Raw genomic sequence first — 22966 nt, forward strand, 5'->3', positions numbered from 1 at the left:
TCTAAAAAAGAGTCATAGGCATGGAACGTATTAATATTCCATGCCTATGGCTCCTCGATTGGAAGGTACTAGATCATTTTAATAAGTTCACCTTAATGCCTTTATTTAATATATTTTGATAGTCGATAAAGTCATATAAGTCTTCATCAATTAATGGATTCACACTCTTCAATTCGTCCAGTGTCAACTCTTCTATTGGTTTATTAGTATCTTCACAATATATGACGATGGAGCCGACGATACTGTGGGCATCCCTGAATGCAACACCTTTGCTAACTAAATAATCGGCGACTTCCGTTGCATTGAGAAAGCCATATTTTACAGCTTTTTTCATATTTTCAGTATTCACCTTCATCGTGGAAATCATCTTGGACATGATCTCCAGACAAGACAAAACAGTATCCAACGCATCAAAAAATGGTTCTTTATCTTCCTGCATATCTTTATTATAAGCCAATGGCAACCCTTTCATCGTTGTTAAAAGGGAAGTAAGAGAACCGTATACCCTTCCTGTTTTTCCTCTTATTAGCTCTGCTGCGTCAGGATTTTTCTTTTGAGGCATAATACTGCTGCCTGTAGAATATGCATCATCGATACTAATGAATTTAAACTCTTGACTACTCCATAAAATCAGTTCTTCACTTAATCTGCTAACATGCATCATGATGATGGAAAAACCAGACATTAATTCTAACAGGTAATCCCTATCGCTAACACCATCGAGGAAATTGTTCATGGGTTTTGAAAATCCCAACTCCTCTGCTGTCATTTCCCTGTCTATCGTATGAGTCGTACCAGCCAAAGCTCCGCATCCAAGTGGACTTTCGTTCATCATTTCAATTGCATTATGAATTCTTTTTCTATCCCTATCCAGCATGCTAAAGTAGGCCATTAAATGGTGCTTAAGAGTTACGACTTGCGCTCGCTGAAGATGGGTGTATCCTGGCATGATCACATTGTTTGCTTTTGCCTTTTGTTCCAGGCTATGTTGAAGATCTTCTATATGCTCGATCACCTCTAATGCCTTATTTTTAGCGTAAAGCCTGATATCTAAAGCAACTTGATCATTACGACTTCTTGCTGTATGGAGTTTTTTTGCTGTTTCACCAATTCGTTCTGTTAAGGTTGCTTCAACAAAACTATGAATATCCTCAAAATCCCCTTCGATCAACAATGTTCCGTTCTCGATATCTTCCAATATCGAAAGAAGAGACTTTCTAATGCTTTCTCCTTCGCTCTGGGTAAGCAATTCACATTTCACAAGCATATTTACATGAGCAATACTTCCTTTAATATCTTCAGAATAAAGTCTTTTATCAACCTGAAGGGAACTATTAAAGTCCTCCATTAATTTGTTTTCTTCTTCTCTAAAACGACCGCCCCATAACTTCATGACCATTTCTCCTTTTGAAATATCAAATTTAGTTAACTATCCGTGTTATCCATATCTTGCAATTCTTGAATGTTCCCTTTGTTTCGCATATACCACACACCGTTATAAACAGCGAAGTAGTAAAAAACGAATCCAATTATTGCCACGATGTAAGACATGAATGGCTCTGGGATAATACCCTTGCCACCAAAATTTCCAATTGATGATACACCGACGAGCATCAAAATATAAATAACAAGATAGATTCCACCGATGATTTCTATCGATTTATGTTTACTGATAAAATGGGTGATCAAATATCCGACAATTCCAATCGCTAATCCCCAAATGGCTAGTTGAATCCTACTCCAATTTGTCCAATAAATAAGAAGAGTGGCAAAAACAAAAGCTAAAGGAGCAATGAAATTCATGCCGGGGATACCGTTGTCTTTGGTTAAACCAACCTTACGAAACACCATTACTGTGACGCATGCTGAAGCATATTTGAAAATACCGATTGATCCGACAATGGCTACAATGGCAGTCCAACTCTTTAAAGGAAATAAGAAAAGCAGCCCAATAAGAAAATTGAGGGTAAGTGCACGTGTTGGAACTCCAAATTTTTTATTGATCGTTCCGAAATAAGATGGGAGGAATCGACTTTTAGCCATCCCAAAGACATGTCTTGAAGTTCCAGCAGTATAGGCTAGCGCTGATCCGGTTGGTGAAATCATTGCGTCTGCTGTTATGGTCCAAGACAACCAAACCATATTCGCCATAAGTGCTAAATTCGCAAATGGAGAGTCGAATTTAATTCCGCTCCAACCATTAGCCAGCATTTCAGGAGGCACGGCCCCTATAAAAACGATTTGAAGTAAAGCATATAAAATGGCTGAGACTCCTAGCGATGTGATAAGAGCAAGCGGAATATTCCGCCTCGGGTTTACCACCTCGCCACTCATCATTACGACATTCCCAAATCCGGTATAAGCAAAAAATATACCGCTAGTTAAGATTGCGCTTAATCCTGCGCCATATCCATTGGGGGCAAATCCATGACTTGTATAATTCTCTTCATGAAAACCTGTCATAAAAAAAGCAATGATGGTTAAGACAGGTACTAAAAATTTAATAGTGGTAATAATGGTGTTGGTGACTGCAAATAATTTGACTCCAAAATAATTCACCACAACAAAAAATACCATTAGGACAGTCGCTGCTAGAATTCCCGTTGTCGTTAGTTGTTCCTTGGATATATCATATAGGCCTGGCCAGAATTCATTGGCATATTGAATGACTCCAGATGATTCAACGGGTGCAGTGGCACAGTAACCAAGCCAAATAGAGTAACTAGTCACTGTAGCAAGCAATCTTCCGTGGGAATAGAGGGGATAACGGCCTAACCCCCCGGTTTCTGGTCTTACCCTTGCTAATTCAGCATAAACAAGAGCAATTAGAGTGATGACGAATGCAGCAATGACCCAAGACATTATTGCAGCTGGTCCAGCCATTTTTGCTGTATTCCATGGTCCAAAAAGCCAACTCGATCCAATGATTCCTCCAAGAGATAGTGCAGTAAGTGACCAAAATCCCATTTTTTTCTTCAAATATTGCTCTTGATTCATGAAATTCCCTCTCTCTTAAATGGGGTATATTGATTTTCCCTGTAACTAGCATAATGATTCTAATACACATGAACGATGAATATTTTAATAAGGTACTCTAACTCCTTTCAAATTTATTCGTTAATACGCTGGAAACGAGCTATCCTTAATGGGTCGAACATCATTTTATTTAACCAGTGGGATCTTTTAGCTTAATCCATAAGCAATAACTCAGTTGGTATTTTTAAGGTAATAAAAGAGTAATTACCTTAAAATGATTTTATTTGATTTGCCCGCATTTCGCAATGCTAATTTTCGAAAATTCGAAAAACTAAACCGTGACATAGTTCATTCATTGAGTAAAGACATACATGATGCCCCATACAGGCAACAAGCCCTCGAAAGAGAACTAGCGAATGGCATGTTTTTCCCTTCACTTGGTACTGCTTTATCTTGCTTAGGTTAACGTCGGGTTTGGCGGGCGCTCATTCTAAAAAGCAGAAAATGAGCGAAAAGTTTCGTTCCAAGCTCTTCAAAGGGGGGCATGATGGTCATGAAACCCTCCTCCGGTAATGGATCTTTTAACAAAACTGATTCCTTCATGCAGGAAAAGGGTTGATTTACTCTTAAGGGGTTCGTAACAAAATTTTTATTTGAATGAAGGTATGTCACGCGTGCGTTTAGTGATTCGAGTGTTCAAAAAGTTTAGCCAGCGTGCATCGATGAAGAATTTTACGCAAAAGGGTGTGAAACTTTTTTATTTAATTTGCATAAAAAAGAGATTGAAATATTGAAATTTTTTGAATAAGATAAACGATATAAAGTATTTACATGTTATTCACACGAAAATAAAAGACACTTCCAGTTAGAGAAGATTTTATTGATTCATCTTTTTATATGAAGCCTATAAATGTTAAAGAGGGGAGAGGGGAAACAGCGCATGGCCATCACGATAAAAGAAGTGGCACAAAGGGCGAATGTTGCGCCATCAACGGTTTCTCGAGTGATTTCGAATGATCCTCGTATAAGCGAAAAAACAAAGGTGCGTGTTCGAAAGATAATGGAAAGGTTAGGATATCATCCAAACTTTATAGCTCGAAGTCTTGCCAAACGATCAACCAGAATCATTGGCCTGGTCCTACCAAGTTCGTCAAACGTTTTTTATCAAAATCTATTTTTCCCTGCCATTCTCCAGGGTCTTAGTGAAGGGGCTCAAAAAGAGCAGTACTCCCTGTTATTAAGCACTGGGAAAACGGAGGATGAAATCTACGAGGGAGTCGTGAAGATGGTTCAAGGGGGAATAGTGGATGGGGTCATCCTTTTGTATTCAAGGATGAATGATCATATTCTCACCTATTTACGAGATAGGGCCTTTCCGTTCGTCAGTATAGGAAAACCATATGATTTCATTGAAGAGATCACGTATGTAGATAACGACAATGTCTTGGCTGCCGAACAAGCAACAGATTACCTTATTCAATTAGGACATGAAAGAATTGGATTCATTGGCGACGATTTAACCTTTGTCAAGACTTTAGATCGTTTATTTGGATACGAACGTGCATTGAAAAGGGCTGGTATCGTCCTAAGCGGGGAATATATCATACATGAGGATTTTTCACATGAAGGTGGACAAGCCGCTGCGAAAAGAATCCTATCAATCGACGAACCACCAACTGCTTTGGTAATGAGTGATGATTTTTTGGCACTTGGCGTTGTGCATTCTCTACGGGAAATGGGCCTACGGACTCCTGAGGAAATATCAATCGTCAGCTTCAATCAGGTTCTTTTCCCTGAACCATCATTCCATGGATTGACTTCTGTAGATATAAATATTTTTGATTTAGGATATCAGGCAGCTAAAAGCATCATTCAGAAGCTGCAAACTGGAGATGCTCCGACTGGGTCTATCATTCCGCATCACTTTGTGGAGAGGCATTCATGCAAATCGATCAAGCGAACAGCGATGACGCTGACCTACTAAACAGAGCTGCGAAATGCGTTAGCATTATAAGAGGGCAGCCAGCTGGCTGCGTTTTTGAACGTGGGATTTTTCATTGATGATGCATTCCATTTCAAATAAGAAGATTTTTATCGCTTTCCTTTGTAGTCCATTCCTGGGAAACCTTGCATGACCGTTGAAAATTGCTTGCAGGTTGCTTCATCTGTTGCATGAAGCAACCTGGATTACATGTCGATGCATCTGTTATGATTTAGGTAGAGACTTATCAAAGATATTGAGGTGAAAGATATGGTAAGAAGAAGATGGATAGCCTCCTGAAATAGAGTGTTATTAATCTTAGGAGGCCATTTTAAAATATTGGAGATGCATATATAATGAAGCAAAACAAATACGATAATCCTGATTTCTTTTCTGCATATGAACAAATGCCGCGATCCATCAAAGGTCTTGAAGCTGCTGGAGAATGGCATGTATTAAAAAAGCTATTACCAGAACTGCGAAATAAAAGTATACTTGATTTGGGCTGCGGTTTCGGTTGGCATTGCCGATTTGCTCGCGAACAACAAGCAAGTTCTGTGATAGGTGTAGATATTTCTGCTAAAATGCTTCAAAAAGCCCGTGAAAAAACAGATGACCCTTTAATTTCATATATTGAAATGCCAATGGAAGACATCATTTTTTCGGACTCTACATTTGATGTAGTTATAAGTTCGTTGGCTTTTCACTACATTAAGTCGTATGAAGCAATCTGCAAAAAGGTCTATGATTGCCTAAAGCCTGGGGGGACTTTTGTTTTTTCAGTTGAACATCCAATCTTTACTTCGCGAAACGATCAAGATTGGTATTTCGATGAACAAGGAAATCGTCTTCATTGGCCAGTGGATAACTATCAATCAGAAGGGGGACGGGAAACAACCTTCTTAACTGATAACGTTGTAAAATACCATCGAACGATTTCGACATATATAAATGACTTGATTGGTGCGGGGTTCAGCATAAGCGCAGTAAAGGAACCTATGCCTTCTGATGAAATGGTAAAAACTGTTCCTGAAATGAAAGAGGAAAACCGAAGACCTATGTTCCTAATCATCTCGGCAGTAAAGGTTGAATGAACGAACAGTACCTTACCGCCATAAAAAGGCTGCCAATTGGCGGCCTTTTTAACGTATGATTCTTTAGACAATCTTACGAAATGTATATTTCATTAATGGTATCAATAAATTTATCCAAGGAGAATGAAATCCTGCGAATAAGTAAGTTTGTAAATTAACCATGTGATTTTATTAATGAAATGGGTGATTGCAGTAATCTTGAAGATGATCTGGCAAGGAGACTGGAAGCTTGTGAAATGGCGGCAACAAGGTTCTCAAAATTGAAGTACTTCTGATTGAAATTTTCAGTATTGAATTTCAAGTCCCTTATCACTATTGAGCGAACTGGTGCTCTACATCAATAAGGATGGTTCCTGAGGAAGCCTTGCTGACCAATACACAACAAATGTGGGGTGAATGATATTTGAAGTCATTTCAATTAAATGAAAAAACAAGATCTTTTTTATCCAACTATCAACTATTTGAAGAAGATTTGATACAACAAGTTCAGTTGCAGCACCGAATGGAATTAGTCGAAGCTTTTGGGATCCAAAAAGGAATGCGTGTATTGGAATTAGGATGTGGTCAAGGAGATACAACCGTTGCAATCGCAGACGCAGTAGGAGAAAACGGAAGAGTTGTCGCATTAGATATTGCTGGTCCCGATTACGGAGCACCATTAACAGTAGGTCAAGCAACTGAACGTATTAAGAAATCTCCATTAGGAGAACGAATTGACTTCCATTTGGAAATGGATTTTGACCTTTTTGAAGCAACCATACCATTTGAAGTGGCGGTATTTTCCCATTGTTCATGGTATTTCAAGCAGCCGGAAGATTTATTGAATTATTTTAAAAAAATCCGAGGATTGGCAAAACATATATGCTTTGCAGAATGGGATCTCGATTTTACTTGCAGTACGCAACGTTCCCATTTTTTTGCAGTTTCCATCCAAGCCTTGCATTCAAGCTTCGTAAAGAATGATGGGAATATCCAAAACCTTTTTCATAAAACGCAAATTCAACGGCTGCTCCAACAAGCAAATTTTGAAGTGGTCAAACAACTTACAGTCGATGCAAGCTTATTGCAAGACGGACGATGGGAAAAAAGCTATGCAAATGCTATCCGTGAAGATTTTATTAAAGTGCCTCCGATGATCCAAACGTTGATAACTGGTTATTATGAATTGATGAACACTTCAGATGGCAATGATCATTCATTAAATAGTTTCATTATTTGTGCTGAGTAAACCATTATGAACCAGGGATAATAAGGATTTTTTTATCTTTTGTCTTCGTGAAAAAAGGAAACAAAAATGATTTTCTAAGAAGGTTTGATTGTCTATTTTATTGCATTGTTTGCGCAAACTCCATGATAAGGAAAAGTGCTCCATCAACCTCCCTTATGCTATTGGTGCTGGCAGATTTCACAGTAAACAAGTCAAAGGCGGACAATACAAGGAACCCGAAAAAAAACATCATGTTCAGTATTCATTTTTGTTTATGAAACCAAGCGGAGATCAATTGAGTGAGATAGCCAACTTTATTGAGTCTGGTAAAATCAAACCGATCATCGATAAGGTATTTCCATTTAATGATGCTCAAAAAGCGATGGAATATGCGGAGTCGGGAAGGGCTAAAGGAAAAATAATTTTAAAAATCAGGTAGCGTTTTCATTCAATAGCGCATGTTGCCTTTAACCATAAAAATCCATCTTGTAGAATGTTTGATCCCAATGGATTGTATTCACAATGGCTGTTTCGCATACTTTGTTGCTATTCACCAAGTAATACGGTGTGGTTAAATTTCCTGCCATGTTCGCTTATCCAGAGGACGGGCGGTGAGGTCTCGCCTGTACCGCTGCCCGCACGGGAGTCTCGCACTTCCGTTCAACCGTTTCGAATAATAACAACTTTCCTATCAATCTTTATTTTTAAGTTACTTATGATAACGCCTCTAAAAAAAGGTTTTATTGATGAGAAACAGAATAGTTATAATCAGGCCCTTGTATTTTGTGAGTCAGTGATGGGTGATAGCCTAGTTATGTTGTGTGTTTCTGAAATTATTTTAAGGTCTGGTGGCTGGAAGGGAGTTTTTTCGATGAATATACATACTTGGCATAAGGAATCGAAAAAGGAATGGGATGACTTTGCGCCTATGTGGGTGAAGAATTCGCAAGAAATGTGGGAGACGGGTAGCCGGAAAAATATTATTCCGTTTATTTCCGGCTATGTGCAATCGGGTCTGAAAGTGGCCGACATAGGCTGTGGAGATGGAGTGGGCTCATTAAAACTTGCAGAAGCGGGATTTGAAGTGATTGGCGTCGATTTATCAAGTGTCATGATAGAATTTGCAAAAGGGAAAACGGCCAATCATCCCAATCTATCATTTCTTCAAGGAGATTTTACTAACCTGCCATTCAAAGATGAAGAAATGGAGGCGGCAATGGTCATTAATTCGTTGGAATACACGGGTGAACCTTTAACCGTGATGAAGGAAATCTGGCGGATCATGAAGCCCGGGGGGCATGTTTGTTTCGGGATACTTGGTCCGACAGCGGAACCGCGGAAACATTTCAGTTATCAACGGTTATTAGGGGACGAAGTGATCATGAATACCATGCTGCCATGGGAATTCGAAAAAATGGCAACGGAAATGGGATGGAAAACGGTCGCTGATACCGGAGTAGCGAAAAGAGGGGTCGACTATACTAAACTAGGACATTTCTCGAAGGATTTAAAGCAAGCGGTATCGTTCATGTGGTTATTCCTCCTTCAAAAAGAGGTGGCAGAGTGATGGAGAAGTATCAAATCTATCAATTCGTCGAAAAGACGAAGCAGCAGGATAAAGGGCAGGGCTTATTCGAGTTAGAAACGGAACGAATTCTGGAAATCAACCTGGAAGAGCAAATCTGGGCAAAAATGGGGACGATGGTATCTTATCGGGGCCAGATTAAATTCGAACGGGAAGGAATCTTGGAGCATGGTTTAGGTAAGCTCTTCAAAAAAGCATTAACTGGCGAGGGTGCATCTTTAATGAAAGCGACCGGAACCGGCAAGCTATATGTCGCGGACCAGGGGAAGAAAATTTCAATTTTACAGTTGAATGGCGAATCCATCTGTGTCAACGGAAATGATTTACTCGCCTTTGAACCGGGCATTCAATGGGATATAAAAATGATGCGGCGCATTGCCGGTTTACTGGCGGGGGGGTTATTCAATGTCAGGCTCGAGGGAAAAGGGATGGTGGCATTCACTTCCCATTATGAACCGCTTACGTTAATTGTGGAACCAGGTAATCCGGTTTATACGGACCCGAACGCCACTGTTGCCTGGTCCGGGGATCTCCAGCCTGAATTCGTGACAGATGTTTCATTAAAGTCGTTTTTCGGACGGGGAAGCGGCGAATCCGTCCAAATGAAATTCAATGGTCGGGGTTTCGTGGTCGTCCAACCTTATGAAGAGGTTTATTTCGGCAATAAAGAGTCATGAAACAAAAAACCTGGGTAAAAACTCAGGTTTTTTTGTTTCCCAAGAGAGATATGAAAGGGGCTGCCCGAAGAAAAAACTACCTAGTAAAAGCATAACCAACCTTTCCCTTTCTCTTTCAATCCCACTCATAGGGAGTAGACTGGTAGACATAATAGTTGAGCCAATTAGAGAACATCAGGCTGCAATGGCTCTTCCAGCGGTGAAGCGGGACCTTCGAAGGGTCATCATCAGGAAAATAATTTTCAGGCAGCTGCGTATCGACCCCTCGTTCCCTATCGCGCCTATACTCGTCACCGAGGGTTTCGGCGTCATATTCGAAATGGCCGGTCACCATGATCCTTTTGCCATCGCTTGAAGCGGCAATCAAAACACCGGCTTGGTCGGATTGAGCCAAAATCTTCAATTCGGCAATGCTGATAAGCTTTTGATAGTCAATATCCGTATAGCGTGAATGAGGAGCCATGAAATAATCATCGAACCCGCGGACGAGATTTTCTTTTGGTTCAAGTACCTCATGCCTGTATATGCCAAAGCATTTCTCCGGCAGCTCGTATTTGCCTATCCCATAATGATGGTACAGGGCAGCTTGAGCTCCCCAACAGATATGTAAAGTGGATGTAACATTTTTTGAGGACCAGTCCATGATGCTTTGCAGTTCTTCCCAATAATTCACGTCAGAGAATTTCAGCTTCTCGACGGGGGCGCCTGTAATGATCATGCCGTCGAATCGCTTTGTCCTTATATCATCAAAGGATTTGTAAAACTGATCCAAGTGAAATTTGCTTGTGTTTTTTGATTCGTGAGTGCTCAAGCGCAGGAATGAAATATTTACTTGAATCGGAGTATTGCCAAGAAAGCGCAGTAACTGAGCCTCTGTTTTTTCTTTCTCAGGCATCAGGTTCAAGATCAATATATTCAATGGGCGGATTTCCTGCTTGGTAGCTCTCTCCTCATCCATCACAAAGATATTTTCCTGTTCTAAAATCTCCTTAGCCGGCAGTTGTTCCGGTATTCTGATTGGCATGTTTATCCTCCTTCACCAAAATCATAATATTTTAATTATATAGAAAATTAGCGAATAGAAAAGCTATTTTAATAATTTGTTGTAAATCGGAGAAGGAAATGGCCCGTTAATGATAAAATGGGATGACGATAATAAACGCAAGAAGTCGGAGGTGTATGGAGAGTGTTTGATCCTACAGCATTTGAAAACATGAAAGTGGTATTGGAAGGAGCGGTTTATGACCGTGATTTCGTTGGCGACATAACAGTCATAAGCCGTGATGATATCGTGAATCTCTCTACCATGTCCAGAACCTATAAGATTGGGCTGGAATTGAAGCAATACATGGCGCCCATTTCCATTAGCGGTGCAATCGAGATACACGCTGGAATCGAAAACCTAAGTGCAGAGTTACTTGAAGGCCATATTAATGAAACACATACCGGATGCACGGTCGATATTTTCATCTCCATCCCGGCAAAGCTTGATGAAGTGATAGCCCAAGAGCTTTTGAACCAGTTGGAAAGAATATGGGGAGATCAGAGAATCATAACTTTCAAGACCAGCAAAACGGTCCGTAAAAAGGAGAAGCCCGATTATTCTACTGTTTGCAAGGTTTCTTTCGGAAGACTTGTGAAAGAAGAACAAATGGAAGACTTGGAAGATATGGTGGAGTATTTGATACAATCCATACAAGCAGTGAAGATTCAGGAATAATGGGTAAAGAAGAATAGTAAAATTGGTAAATGCACCTCTATATACGGTAAAATGACAGCATCATACCATAGGGGGAGATCATACATGTCCATATATGAATTTAAGGTCAATAAAATAAATGGCGAAACCATCTCGCTTGAAGAATACAGAGGCAAAGTAATGATTATAGTGAATACCGCAAGCAAATGCGGTTTTTCGCCACAGTATGATGATTTGCAAAGCCTATATGTACAATATGAAGGACAGGGATTGGTCATCCTTGGGTTTCCGTGCAATCAGTTTTTGAACCAGGAGCCAGGAGATGATTTGGAAATCGATTCATATTGTAAACTGAATCATGGCGTCACCTTCCCGATGTTTGCAAAAGTGAATGTCAATGGAAAGGAAGCTCATCCATTATTCAGCTATCTGGCTGAAAATGCTCCAGGATTGATGGGGTCGAAATCGATAAAGTGGAATTTCACGAAGTTCTTGATCGATCGTGAAGGAAATATCATCAGTCGCTACGCACCCAAAACAAAACCATTGGAGCTTGAAAGCGATATAAAAAAATTATTATGAAAAATCAAATCGAGTTCATCAGAAAGAGCATGTTCTGTTGGGCTCTTTTTGTGCACCGCAGTTCCTTTTTCTAATGAATTAGTTGGAGTGGGATATAACTAGGGGGAAAACGATGGAGCGAATCGCATGGGTAACGGACAGTACGGGAACTTTAGACGAAGATTTATCAATGAATGAACATGTTTACGTCGTTCCGATGGTCGTCATCATCGATGGAAAGGAATATGAAGACGGTGTCGACCTTTTACCTGAAGAGCTATACCGGAGGATGCGGGAGGAAAAAATAAACGCAACGACTTCACAGCCATCGGTCGGCAGATTCCATGCATTGTATAAGGAACTGGAAAAAGATTATGATCGGATCATAGCTGTCCACCTTTCAGGTGAATTGAGCGGGACCGTTTCTGCAAGCAGGCAAGCTGGCCAAATGGTTACGATTCCCGTTGACGTATTTGATACGTTACTTATCTCCTTTCCGATGATCTTGATCTTGAAAAGGCTGATGCAATATATGAATGAAGGGCTTTCCATCGAAGAAGCCTTCGCGAAAACGAGGATGTATGCGGATAACCATGAAACCTATGTGGTAATCGGTTCTTTGGATCAGCTCCATCGCAGCGGGAGGCTAACGAACACACAATATATTCTTGGAAGTCTTTTGAGCTTCAAGCCGATCATTTCGATCGAGAACGGTTTGCTTCAGACTAAGTCGAAGCCTCGAAATCTAAAAAAAGCGGAAAAACTGATTTTCTCGGATCTTCACCGATCCGACGAAACGGGAAAAGTAAAAGAGTGCACCATCTTATATGGTGAGATGCTGGAAGAGGCCCTTAGATGGAAAAAACGGATTTCTGAAGAATGTCCCCACATCATTTCCCATATATCACCGCTTGGCAGTGCGATAGGCGTCCATACCGGGGAACAGACGATTGGACTGAGTTGGTTCCATGAAGATTAAAGCACAACTATACTGAGAACCATGGTAAAATGGAAAGGACATGGAGTGGTGATATGAAGCAAAAGATGATCGGTTTAACGGAGAAGTATGTTTATGATCAATTGAACTTAGATGCCAGCGGCCATGATTGGTTCCATATCGATCGTGTTCGGAAGCTGGCTTTACATATTGCAAAAGAAGAAAAAAGGGGGAATGCGTTCATCATTGAAATGGCCGCACTCCTTCATGATATCCCGGATGATAAGTTAAACGACGATGTTGATGCAGCGTGGGGCAAGCTGGACGATTGGTTGCAGGAATTAAAGCTGGATGAAGATCGTGTTAAGGCCATACAAGAGATCATCCGCACCATTTCGTATAGTTCCGGGCAGCTGAAGCTGCCTTCCATCGAGGCTGAAATCGTTCAGGATGCCGATCGCCTCGATGCAATTGGTGCCATCGGGATTGCCAGGACATTTGCTTTTGGGGGGAAGAAGGGACAGCCCATGTATGATCCCGAGCTGCCGGTAAGGGAAAATATGTCCAAGATGGAGTACAGGAAGGGGAAAAGTTCTTCCGTTCATCACTTTTATGAAAAATTACTGCGCTTGCAAGATAAGCTTAATACAAGTACGGCGAAGAAGATTGCTAGTGAAAGACATGAATATATGGTTGGATATTTAAAGGAATTTTATAAGGAATGGGATGTACGCTTATGAAAGTATTTAGCATGGAACATGTAATGAAAACGCAAGGGGAGAAACTCCTTTTTAAGGATGTTTCTTTTTCCATCACCGAAGGGGAAAAAATCGGGATCGTCGGTATCAATGGCACCGGTAAATCCACATTGTTGAATATCATTGCCGGATTGGAAGATAGTGATCTGGGAACGAAGGATCACCCGAATGATTACACGATTTCTTATCTTTCGCAAGATCCGCATTTTGATGAGAATTTGACGATCATGGAATATATGTACGAAAGCTCAACTCCGGTATTCTCGTTGATAAAGGAGTATGAAAAAACGCTGATTCAACTCCAGCTGGACCCACAGAATGGGGCTGTACAGGATCGATTGCTGAAGCAGCAGCAGGATATGGACACACTTGGCGCATGGGATACCAGTGCCAATGCGAGAACGATACTGACCAAGCTTGGCCTTCCAGATCACTCAAGGAAGCTGGGGGAGCTGTCAGGCGGCCAAAAAAAACGTGCGGCCCTTGCAAAAACGCTGATCGAGACGCCTGACCTGCTGATCCTTGACGAGCCTACGAACCATCTTGACTTCGAAAGCATTACTTGGCTGGAAGAATACTTGGGGAAGTACCAGAAGTCGGTATTATTTGTCACCCATGATCGCTATTTCCTTGATCGTGTATCCAATAAAATTTGGGAAATTGCCCAAACGCAGCTTTTCGAATACAAAGGAAATTATGCAGATTATTTAGAGTCCAAAGCCATCCGTGAAGAGAACGAATCCGCCGAGAGGTCGAAAAAAGAAAGCTTATTCAAAAAAGAGCTGGCCTGGATCCGTAAAGGTGCAAAGGCACGTACAACGAAGCAAAAGGCTCGTATCCAGCGCTTTGAAACGTTGGAATCGGGTGTGAAGGATAAGCAAAAAACGGAGAGCCTGGAAATGGAATTGAGTGGCGCCCGACTTGGAAAGAAGGTACTGGAGCTGCAAGATGTCTCTAAATCCTTTGGAGATCAGTCCATTATCAGCCGGTTTTCCTTCCTCTTCAAGCCAGGAGATCGAATTGGCATTGTCGGCAATAATGGCAGTGGGAAATCGACCCTGTTGAATATATTGGCCGGACGGGAGCCAATTGATGAAGGAAATGTGGAAATGGGGCAAACCGTTAAAATCGGCTACTATACCCAGGAAAGCGCCGATATGGATGAGAACCTCCGCATGATCGAGTATATTCGCGAAACGGCCGATTCGATCGCCCTTAAAGATGGAAGCTTCATTTCCGCCGCACAGATGCTTGAAAGGTTCCTCTTTCCGATGGGATCTCATGGAACACCGATCCGCAAGCTTTCCGGTGGCGAAAAAAGGCGATTATATCTCCTGAATATATTGATGGGGGCACCTAATGTGCTGCTATTGGATGAACCGACGAATGACCTGGACACGCAAACCTTAACGGTACTTGAAGATTATCTAGAAACGTTTTCAGGTGTCGTCATCACCGTATCACATGATCGGTATTTCCTGGATAAGACGTGCCATCAGCTTCTTGTTTTCAAGAATAAAGGGGAAATCGATTTCTATTATGGGAATTACTCTGAGTTCTTGGAAGAAAAGACGGAAGAGGCGGCACCGGTAAAAACGCCTGAGCCTCTGCCGAACCGGACAGAAAAGAAAAAGAAAAAGCTGACCTATGCCGAAAGTAAGGAATGGGAAGAGATAGAGGGGAACATGGAGCAAGTCGAGCTGCGCCTGAAAGACATCACGACAGACATGTCATCAGCAGGGAGCGATTTTGAACAAGTCCGCCTTCTGCTTGAAGAAGAAAAGGAATTAACGGAAAAACTGGAGCATATGCTGGAAAGATGGACGTATCTAGCGGAAAAATTGGAAGAAGAATAAGCGGGGACTGGCCCAAGGGAGAAAGCTTGGGTCAGTCTTTTTTTTCGTCAACCCCAATTGCATGAGAAACTGGAGCCGTTGTGATAATATCTAGTACATGGAAACGTTTTGTAAAAGGAGAGATACACATTGAAAATTAAATCAATAGAACCGACACCAAGTCCAAATACAATGAAAATCAATCTGACAGAGGAGCTTTCAGCTGGTAAAAGCAATAATTATAAGAAGGATCAAGCTGAGCAGGCCCCACAGTTAATCAAGGATTTATTCACGATCGATGGGGTCAAGGGTGTCTATCATGTTGCGGACTTCCTGGCGATCGAGCGCAATGCGAAATATGATTGGAAAGATATTTTGGTCCAGATCCGTCAGGTATTCGGGGAAAAAACCGAGGAACAAAACGAGGAAACGATCTTAAATGAACATTATGGTGAAGTGACTGTTGCCATTCAACAATTCAAAGGGATTCCGATGCAGATCAAAGCCAGTGATAGCCAGCAGGAAAAACGTTTTGCATTGCCTGAGTACTTCCTGAAGGGCATTGCTGCTGCACAAAAAGAAGATGATAACGTGGTCTTGCTTCGAAAATGGAAGGATTACGGGATAAGATATGGAGATATGGAAGATATCGTCAAGGAAGTATCGGACGAGCTAATCGCGGCTTATCCGGAAGAACGGATTAAACAGCTTGCAGCGGCAGCTGATCTACTGACCGATAAAAAAGAAGCATTCGTGAAACGTCCAAAAATAAAATTGACGGCCGAAATGCTGAATGATGAAAGCTGGGAAAAACGGTATCAGGCGTTAGAACAAATGGAAGATCCAACCGTCGATGATATTCCGGTATTGGATATGGCCCTTGCCGATAGCAAAGTCTCCATCAGAAGGCTAGCGGTTGTCTATTTAGGCATGATCGAAGACAGACAAGTGCTTCCAAGCCTGTATAAGGCATTGAAGGATAAGAGTGCTGCCGTAAGACGGACGGCTGGTGACTGTTTATCCGACCTGGGCTTTGAAGAAGCGATGGGGGAAATGTCACAATCACTATCGGATAAAAATAAATTGGTCAGATGGAGGGCGGCGATGTTTTTATACGAAGCTGGTGATGAATCGACTCTCCAGTCCTTAAAGAAAGCAGAGCAGGATCCCGAATTCGAAGTCGCCCTGCAAATCAAGATGGCGATCGCCCGGATTGAAAATGGAGAAGAAGCAAAAGGCTCGGTGTGGAAGCAGATGACAGAATCAAGACAACCGAACGATGAAAGATAATCAAAAAAATAAGAAGGTCCATAAAAGGTAAAGGCATGCGGGTGATATCCCCATGCTTTTTCTTTTTTGCTCCAGGCATTTTTGACTAGCATGTAGGAACGATTTTTGTTACGATATCGAATTTATATCAATAATAACGGGTTCTATTATTTTAGAAAAATGATTTATATAAAAATTTAAACAATGAATGGTTGCAATTGCATGTAAATATGTTAGAATTTTTAGAGTATACTAAAAATTATATTATCTGAATTATCAAATATTTAGTGGAAATTGGGGGTACAACAAATGTCTACATCAAACAAGAGAAGTGACATGATAACAAAAGGAGTCGATCGTGCTCCTCACAGAAGTCTGTTGCGTGCAGCGGGAGTTAAGGAAGAAGATTTCGGGAAACCGTTCATTGCGGTTTGTAATTCCTATATTGATATCGTTCCAGGACATGTCCATCTTCAGGAATTCGGAAAAATAGTGAAGGAGGCCATTCGTGAGGCTGGCGGAGTTCCTTTTGAATTCAATACGATCGGAGTCGACGACGGAATTGCAATGGGCCACATCGGTATGCGCTATTCCTTGCCTAGCCGGGAAATCATCGCCGATTCGGTTGAAACGGTTGTATCGGCACATTGGTTTGACGGAATGGTCTGCATTCCAAACTGTGACAAGATAACGCCGGGAATGATGATGGGCGCCCTTCGAGTCAATATCCCGACCATTTTCGTAAGCGGAGGGCCAATGAAAGCAGGTAAAGACAAAAACGGGAAATCTCTTTCCTTGACATCTGTTTTCGAAGGAGTGGGCGCTTATCAAGCGGGTAATATCAATGAAGAGGATCTGCAGGAAATCGAGCAAGTGGCATGCCCGACTTGCGGATCATGTTCGGGAATGTTCACGGCAAACTCCATGAACTGTCTCGCTGAAGGTCTTGGACTTGCACTTCCGGGAAATGGCACGATATTGGCGGTCGCCGAGGAACGGAAAGAGTTCGTCAAGAAGTCGGCAAAGCAATTGATGGAAATCATCAAGCAGGATATCAAGCCTCGTGATATCGTGACGATCGATGCCATTGATAACGCTTTTGCATTGGATATGGCAATGGGCGGATCGACTAACACCGTTCTCCATACACTTGCCTTGGCACACGAAGCAGGATTCGAATATCCAATGGAACGCATCAATGAAATTGCCAATCGGGTACCGCACTTAGCGAAAATTGCCCCGGCATCGGACTATCATATCGAAGATGTACATAATGCCGGTGGTGTAAGTGCCATCATCAACGAGCTGCTCAATAAACCAGGTGCCTTCAATGGAGATTGCCTTTCCGTTTCAGGTAAAACACTCCGTGAAAATGTTGCCGGTTGTGAAATCTTGGACAAAGATGTTCTCCATCCTTTGGATAACCCGCATTCCGAGCGAGGTGGTCTTGCCGTATTGTTTGGGAACCTTGCTCCACAAGGTTCGATCATCAAGGTGGGTGCCGTTGACGCATCGGTTGGTGGTTATCACAGGGGACCTGCCATATGCTTCGATTCCCAAGAAGATGCACTATCCGGAATCATAACTGGAAAGGTGAAAGAAGGGGATGTAGTGGTCATCCGCTATGAGGGACCGAAAGGGGGACCTGGCATGCCGGAAATGTTGGCCCCCACTTCCCAAATCGTCGGAAGGGGACTTGGAGCCAAGGTCGGTTTGATCACGGATGGGCGTTTTTCCGGAGCGTCCCGCGGCATCAGTATCGGCCATATATCTCCTGAGGCAGCTGAGGGAGGCCCGATCGCCTTTGTCGAAAATGGTGATATCATCGAGCTGGATTTGGAAAACAGAACGATCCAATTGGAGATTTCCGATGAGGAATTCGAAAAACGCAAAGCCAATTGGAAAGGCTTCGAGTCCAAAGTGAAAACAGGCTATTTAGCACGCTACTCCGCGCTTGTAACGAATGCAAGCTCAGGTGGCGTCATGAAAGTTTAATTTCAGGGTGTGCTCAAAAAGGCATTGACTATATTATTTTAAAATGAAGAGGACCTCATCAGGTCCTCTTCAATTACTTTAGAGCGTGTTTTTTGAACGTAAAACAAGTTGATTGAAGCGGATCAGTAAAACTTCCCTAAGGGGTGCCAGTCCAAGGAGACCCCACAGGTGTTAAAGTGCGGACCGTCTCTGGATAGCTAAGTGCCTGCAGTGGAAAGGAAGGTCGAAGTCCAACCTTTCCAAACCTCTTTCCGATCACCATCGATTCGTTCAATGACAATTCTTGATATCGCTTTTTAAGATCGCCGGTCCCAGTTTCGCGTTCCTTGAATTGAAAAGACGGACCTGTACCTTAGCTTTTTCCATTTCTGCTGTAATCTCATCAAATCTTCCAGCCCAGGTCGGACTTTCTTCTTCTTGAGAAGGATCGAGCATGAACTGCCAACTAATGACGCCGGGTATGAAAGCAAAGCCTTGATAGCCATCATAATTTCCGTAAGAAGAAGGGGGTGGAAGGTGCACACCAAGGATGCTTACATTAGTCCGTGCAGAACTTGGCGGCCGTAACTGAACCTTATAAATTAACACCGATCCCTTTGCATTAGCCAGTTTTTCATCCATCGGTTCCAGCACCATACTACAAGGCATCGTTATTGCCAGAGAATGGGGCGGGGCGATAACCGAGGTGGAGAAGAATAATATCATCACGAGCAATGCTTTCATATGTACACCTCTTCGGTTTATTTGGTGTTAATTTACCCTTATTGAGGTTTTACTATTAATGGGGTTGCAGCACTTTGAGGGGGTATTTTTGTCGCGGGCCTTCGTATAAATTTGGTTGGGCCGGCCCAGCTTGCTCCTTCCGGCTGAAAGAAGTATAAAGGCGGAGCAATGAATCCAATGAGAAGTAAGCGCTAATTTTGCATAATCACGCAATAATATAGTATGATTAAATTATTGGAAGAATTGTAATACAGGAGGTTTTTAGATGTCGATGGCCTATGATGAATATATGAAACAAATGGTGAAGCCGATGCGTGCGGAACTGGTGCAGGCAGGGTTCGAGGAGCTGGAAACGGCTGAAGCGGTTGAAAACTTCATGGAAGCTGCAGAAGGTACGACATTGGTCGTCGTTAATTCAGTTTGTGGCTGTGCCGCGGGATTAGCCCGTCCGGCTGCCACCCAGGCCGTACTACAGGCAGAAGAGGGTAAGCCCAATCATCTTGTGACGGTTTTTGCCGGTCAAGATAAGGATGCAACAGCTAAAATGAGGGAATATTTCACAGGAATAGAACCTTCTTCACCGTCCATGGCTCTTTTGAAGGGCAAAGAAGTCCTGCACTTCATACCCCGTCATGATATAGAAGGGCAGCCAATGGAAGCCATAATGGAAAATTTATTAAGAGCATTCAGCCAAGTAAATAAGTGATGAATCGGAATGTCCCGGCAACGGGGCATTCCTTTCAAGTTTAGGCGTGTAAAAAGGGGGAGGCACATGTTTGTCACAACAGTTGGAAGAGCCGATAAAGAAACGGCAATGTTAGCAAAAAGGGTAGCTGAAGAATTAAAAATCCCCTATATAGCCCGGAAAAAACGCTCGGTGCGCGATATACAATGTGATAATGGAGAAGAAGACTGCCTTGTATATGGGAAAAATAGAATGGAGCTATATCGTTGCAACGAGAAGGAACCCTTCTTTTTTCATCCGAACCTCGCCATGATCCGGATTAAAAGGATCATTCGCGGCGAAAATGACCCGTTTCTCTTTGCCGGAGAGATAACAGCAGGCAGCTCCGTGCTGGATTGTACCTTGGGCTTGGGCTCCGATGCGATTGTCGCGAGCTATGCAGTAGGGGCACTGGGAAGAATCGTTGCAACGGAAGGCAATCGATATTTGGCCCTCCTAGTGGAACATGGTTTGAAGACGTGGAGTGATGCAGAAGAAAAGATGATGGAAGCGATGAGAAGGATTGAGGTCATTCATGGCGATCATTATGACATGTTGAAAACCATGCCGGATAATCATTTTGATGTAGTTTATTTCGATCCCATGTTTGAGGAAACGATATCAGAATCAAATGGAATTAAAGGGCTGACCCACTTTGCAGAAGGTAAGGGGCTATCGTTTGAATTAATGGAACAAGCCAAGCGGGTGGCGCGGAAGAGAGTCGTGTTGAAAGACCACTTCCGCAGCTCCCGATTTGAGGAATTCGGATTTGAGGTGCAGAAGAGAAAAACATCCAAATTCCATTTTGGCTACATTTCCGTTTCAGATCAAGAATGATAATCTGTTTCTTCAAGTCCCATGGCACAGCCTTCACGGCTTGAATCGGCAGCTCCATAGTTTGAGCCATCCGGGTTGATTTGTATGGCCTGGACGTTCCCGATAGAATGGGGGACATCATTGAAGACGAAGCCCATTGCTTCCAATTGCCCTTTGCTTGTCATGTCCATGCCTGCTTCCCATTCGATGTGCGGGCCCATCGGCGTGAAAATCCTTGGCTCTTCAATGGCAGCTTTCAAGTCCATTTTCAAATCAATTACATTGATGATCGTTTGAACCACTGAGCTGATGATGGTTGGCCCGCCAGGCGATCCAAGCGTTAAAATCGGCTCGCCGTCTTTAAAAATGATGGTCGGGCTTTTGCAGCTGACAGGCCGCTTGTTCGGCTGCACTTCATTCATGCCGCCCGGAACGGAATCGAAATCCGTCAATTCGTTATTCAACATGAAGCCATAGTCGGAAACCATGATCCCCGATCCGAAGGGATGCTCCACCGTTGATGTGCAAGCAGCGATGTTGCCCCATCTGTCACGAACCGTGAAGTGTGTCGTTTCACTGATATCTTCGTCATTGGGCTGCGGAATCACTTCCCTTTTGTTGACCGAATCATAAATCCAAGGGTTTCCGTAGTCGATGGCATTATTCCTCGTCTTGAAATTAATGAAAGAGCGGCGTTTCGCTATATAGTCATCATGCATGAGACCTTTCAATGGCAATTCGGCAAACTCCGGATCAGCAAGAAATGCCTTTTTGTCGGTGAAGGCTAAACGCATCGCTTCGGCAATTAAATAATATTTTTCCCAGGAATGAACATCATATTGCTCTATATGGAAGCTCTCCAGGATTTTCAAGATTTGAATGACGGTGAAGCCGCCCGCACTTGGTGCCATCGATGAAGCGATGGAATAATCCTTGTACGTCCCATACATCGGTTCATCAATGGTCGCTTTATAGTTCTGTAAATCGGAAAGCTCCATGAAACCGCCAAGTTCCTTTATACAGGAAATGATGCCTTTTCCGATCTCGCCGTCATAAAAAGCCGAAATTCCCTCACGTTGCAATATGCGATACGTATTCGCCAATTTTTCTTTTACAAGCAAGTCGCCGGCTTTATATCGTTTCCCTTCAGGCATAAAGAAATTACGGGCTTCTTCACCCAATCGGTATTCAAAGTTTTCAAGAGCATCACAGAGTACCCAATTGACCGGAACTCCTTTTTCTGCGTATTCAATCGAGGGCTCAATCAAATCCCCGAGTGGTTTGCTGCCGTACTCAGATAATGCTTCATCCATCGCCTTCAGGATTCCGGGGATGCCAACTGCCGTAGCTTTGATCGAACGTTCTCTAAATGGAATGACTTCACCATCTTCATCGAGGAACATGTTCGGATGGGCCGCTTTAGGTGCCCTTACATGACCGTCGAATATTTTCGTCGCCTTTTCTTTTGCATTATATACCATCAGGAAACCACTGCCGCCGATTCCTGTCATCATCGGCTCTACAATATTGAGGGCGAATTGGATGGCGACGGCTGCATCAACGGCATTTCCACCTTCACGTAATATTTTTTCCCCAATCGATGTAGCTACGGGGTGTGCCGTTACGACCATTCCCGCATTACCTGTTGCCGTTTCCCGTTTATAGTTTTCTTCTTTAGTGTTTCCATTATTGTTTTCCAAGGTCATTCCTCCAGTATCAAGTCCATTTAAAACCACAACGGGCAGCTTATGTGAAAAGAAAACCTTGCCATCGTAGGTGAATGACAAGGAGCTTCTTCGCAACTATTCATTTATTCTTAATCGGCAAATGATAAATATACGAAAAATGCTAATGTTACAAGACATAAAGCGACCATGGCAGTCGTGGTCAAAGCCATATAAGACCCCTCCTTAAAAAGACTTGAATCTAATTAAGTTCTCCAACTATCGCCAAAATCCTTCATATAAATTAGGGTTTCGAATTATTTAGTGAAAAGGTTGGGGTTCATATCGTGTATATAGGTATTTATCCTTTTTTTCATTATTTAAAACATAGGACACTATATATTCGTAAATGGCAAAAAATAAAAGTATACTAAATATAAAGAAAATACAATCAAGAAGGGGGAG

At 42.4% G+C, this 22966-nt stretch carries 19 protein-coding genes and 1 pseudogene; 15 read left to right on the forward strand and 5 right to left on the reverse strand.

Annotated elements, in window-relative coordinates; all coding sequences use genetic code 11:
* Positions 1 to 73: 73 nt before the first annotated feature.
* Positions 74 to 1393 (reverse strand): argininosuccinate lyase, encoded by a 1320-nt coding sequence (gene argH / locus AS888_RS01240; RefSeq protein WP_061140393.1) that lies wholly within the window; start codon positions 1391 to 1393, stop codon positions 74 to 76.
* Between the two features lie 32 nt (positions 1394 to 1425).
* Positions 1426 to 2997 (reverse strand): APC family permease, encoded by a 1572-nt coding sequence (locus AS888_RS01245; RefSeq protein ID WP_061140394.1) that lies wholly within the window; start codon positions 2995 to 2997, stop codon positions 1426 to 1428.
* A 919-nt stretch (positions 2998 to 3916) separates the two neighbouring features.
* Here AS888_RS01245 and AS888_RS01255 point away from each other — a divergent pair.
* From AS888_RS01255 to AS888_RS01280, 6 genes and pseudogenes are all read left to right on the forward strand, one after another.
* The gene (locus tag AS888_RS01255) at positions 3917 to 4960 is read left to right on the forward strand and encodes a LacI family DNA-binding transcriptional regulator (RefSeq protein ID WP_061140396.1); all 1044 of its coding nucleotides are present in this window, start codon (positions 3917 to 3919) and stop codon (positions 4958 to 4960) included.
* A gap of 353 nt (positions 4961 to 5313) precedes the next feature.
* The gene (locus AS888_RS01260) at positions 5314 to 6051 is read left to right on the forward strand and encodes a class I SAM-dependent methyltransferase (RefSeq protein ID WP_061140397.1); all 738 of its coding nucleotides are present in this window, start codon (positions 5314 to 5316) and stop codon (positions 6049 to 6051) included.
* A 403-nt stretch (positions 6052 to 6454) separates the two neighbouring features.
* Positions 6455 to 7279 (forward strand): SAM-dependent methyltransferase, encoded by an 825-nt coding sequence (locus tag AS888_RS01265; RefSeq protein ID WP_061140398.1) that lies wholly within the window; start codon positions 6455 to 6457, stop codon positions 7277 to 7279.
* A gap of 217 nt (positions 7280 to 7496) precedes the next feature.
* A pseudogene (locus AS888_RS24800) lies at positions 7497 to 7697 on the forward strand (zinc-binding dehydrogenase); the annotation flags it as partial.
* 432 nt (positions 7698 to 8129) lie between these two features.
* Complete coding sequence (locus AS888_RS01275; protein WP_061140400.1) at positions 8130 to 8825, forward strand: class I SAM-dependent methyltransferase; 696 nt, start codon at positions 8130 to 8132, stop codon at positions 8823 to 8825.
* Positions 8825 to 9520 carry an AIM24 family protein gene (locus AS888_RS01280; protein WP_061140401.1) on the forward strand — a complete coding sequence of 232 codons (696 nt, stop codon included), beginning with the start codon at positions 8825 to 8827 and terminating at the stop codon, positions 9518 to 9520. Before AS888_RS01275 ends, AS888_RS01280 begins: the two co-directional genes overlap by 1 nt.
* Positions 9521 to 9635: 115 nt before the next feature.
* Here AS888_RS01280 and metA read toward each other — a convergent pair whose 3' ends face one another.
* The gene (metA, locus tag AS888_RS01285; RefSeq protein WP_061140402.1) at positions 9636 to 10544 is read right to left on the reverse strand and encodes a homoserine O-acetyltransferase MetA; all 909 of its coding nucleotides are present in this window, start codon (positions 10542 to 10544) and stop codon (positions 9636 to 9638) included.
* Between the two features lie 162 nt (positions 10545 to 10706).
* On the opposite strand from metA, the gene AS888_RS01290 reads away from it, so the two are divergent.
* The 7 genes from AS888_RS01290 (at position 10707) to ilvD (ending at position 18574) form a co-directional block, all read left to right on the forward strand.
* Positions 10707 to 11240: a longin-like domain-containing protein gene (locus tag AS888_RS01290; RefSeq protein WP_061140403.1), complete on the forward strand. Its 534-nt coding sequence runs from the start codon at positions 10707 to 10709 to the stop codon at positions 11238 to 11240.
* A gap of 84 nt (positions 11241 to 11324) precedes the next feature.
* Positions 11325 to 11801 (forward strand): glutathione peroxidase, encoded by a 477-nt coding sequence (locus AS888_RS01295; protein WP_061140404.1) that lies wholly within the window; start codon positions 11325 to 11327, stop codon positions 11799 to 11801.
* A gap of 112 nt (positions 11802 to 11913) precedes the next feature.
* On the forward strand, positions 11914 to 12759 hold the full coding sequence (locus AS888_RS01300; RefSeq protein WP_061140405.1) for a DegV family protein: 846 nt from the start codon (positions 11914 to 11916) through the stop codon (positions 12757 to 12759).
* 53 nt (positions 12760 to 12812) lie between these two features.
* Positions 12813 to 13457 (forward strand): HD domain-containing protein, encoded by a 645-nt coding sequence (locus tag AS888_RS01305; protein WP_061140406.1) that lies wholly within the window; start codon positions 12813 to 12815, stop codon positions 13455 to 13457.
* The gene (locus tag AS888_RS01310) at positions 13454 to 15331 is read left to right on the forward strand and encodes an ABC-F family ATP-binding cassette domain-containing protein (RefSeq protein ID WP_061140407.1); all 1878 of its coding nucleotides are present in this window, start codon (positions 13454 to 13456) and stop codon (positions 15329 to 15331) included. The genes AS888_RS01305 and AS888_RS01310 overlap by 4 nt, the downstream gene beginning before the upstream one ends.
* A 129-nt stretch (positions 15332 to 15460) precedes the next feature.
* Positions 15461 to 16600, forward strand: coding sequence for a conserved virulence factor C family protein (locus AS888_RS01315; RefSeq protein WP_061140408.1), 1140 nt, complete (start codon positions 15461 to 15463; stop codon positions 16598 to 16600).
* Between the two features lie 288 nt (positions 16601 to 16888).
* Positions 16889 to 18574: a dihydroxy-acid dehydratase gene (ilvD, locus tag AS888_RS01320; protein WP_061140409.1), complete on the forward strand. Its 1686-nt coding sequence runs from the start codon at positions 16889 to 16891 to the stop codon at positions 18572 to 18574.
* Positions 18575 to 18844: 270 nt separating this feature from the next.
* Here ilvD and AS888_RS01325 read toward each other — a convergent pair whose 3' ends face one another.
* Positions 18845 to 19279 carry a hypothetical protein gene (locus AS888_RS01325; protein ID WP_397250525.1) on the reverse strand — a complete coding sequence of 145 codons (435 nt, stop codon included), beginning with the start codon at positions 19277 to 19279 and terminating at the stop codon, positions 18845 to 18847.
* Between the two features lie 283 nt (positions 19280 to 19562).
* Between AS888_RS01325 and AS888_RS01330 the strand changes: the two genes are divergently transcribed.
* Both AS888_RS01330 and AS888_RS01335 read left to right on the forward strand, forming a co-directional pair.
* Entirely contained in the window at positions 19563 to 20003 is a 441-nt protein-coding gene (locus AS888_RS01330; protein ID WP_061140411.1) for a BrxA/BrxB family bacilliredoxin, read from the forward strand.
* Between the two features lie 66 nt (positions 20004 to 20069).
* Positions 20070 to 20858: a class I SAM-dependent methyltransferase gene (locus tag AS888_RS01335; protein ID WP_061140412.1), complete on the forward strand. Its 789-nt coding sequence runs from the start codon at positions 20070 to 20072 to the stop codon at positions 20856 to 20858.
* Here the strand turns inward: AS888_RS01335 and ggt are convergent.
* Positions 20849 to 22537, reverse strand: a complete 1689-nt coding sequence (gene ggt / locus AS888_RS01340; RefSeq protein ID WP_260320077.1) for a gamma-glutamyltransferase — start codon at positions 22535 to 22537, stop codon at positions 20849 to 20851. The two genes, AS888_RS01335 and ggt, sit on opposite strands and share 10 nt — an antisense overlap.
* Positions 22538 to 22966: the final 429 nt, after the last annotated feature.

The organism is Peribacillus simplex, from assembly GCF_001542915.1.
Taxonomy (GTDB): Bacteria; Bacillota; Bacilli; order Bacillales; family DSM-1321; genus Peribacillus; species Peribacillus simplex_B.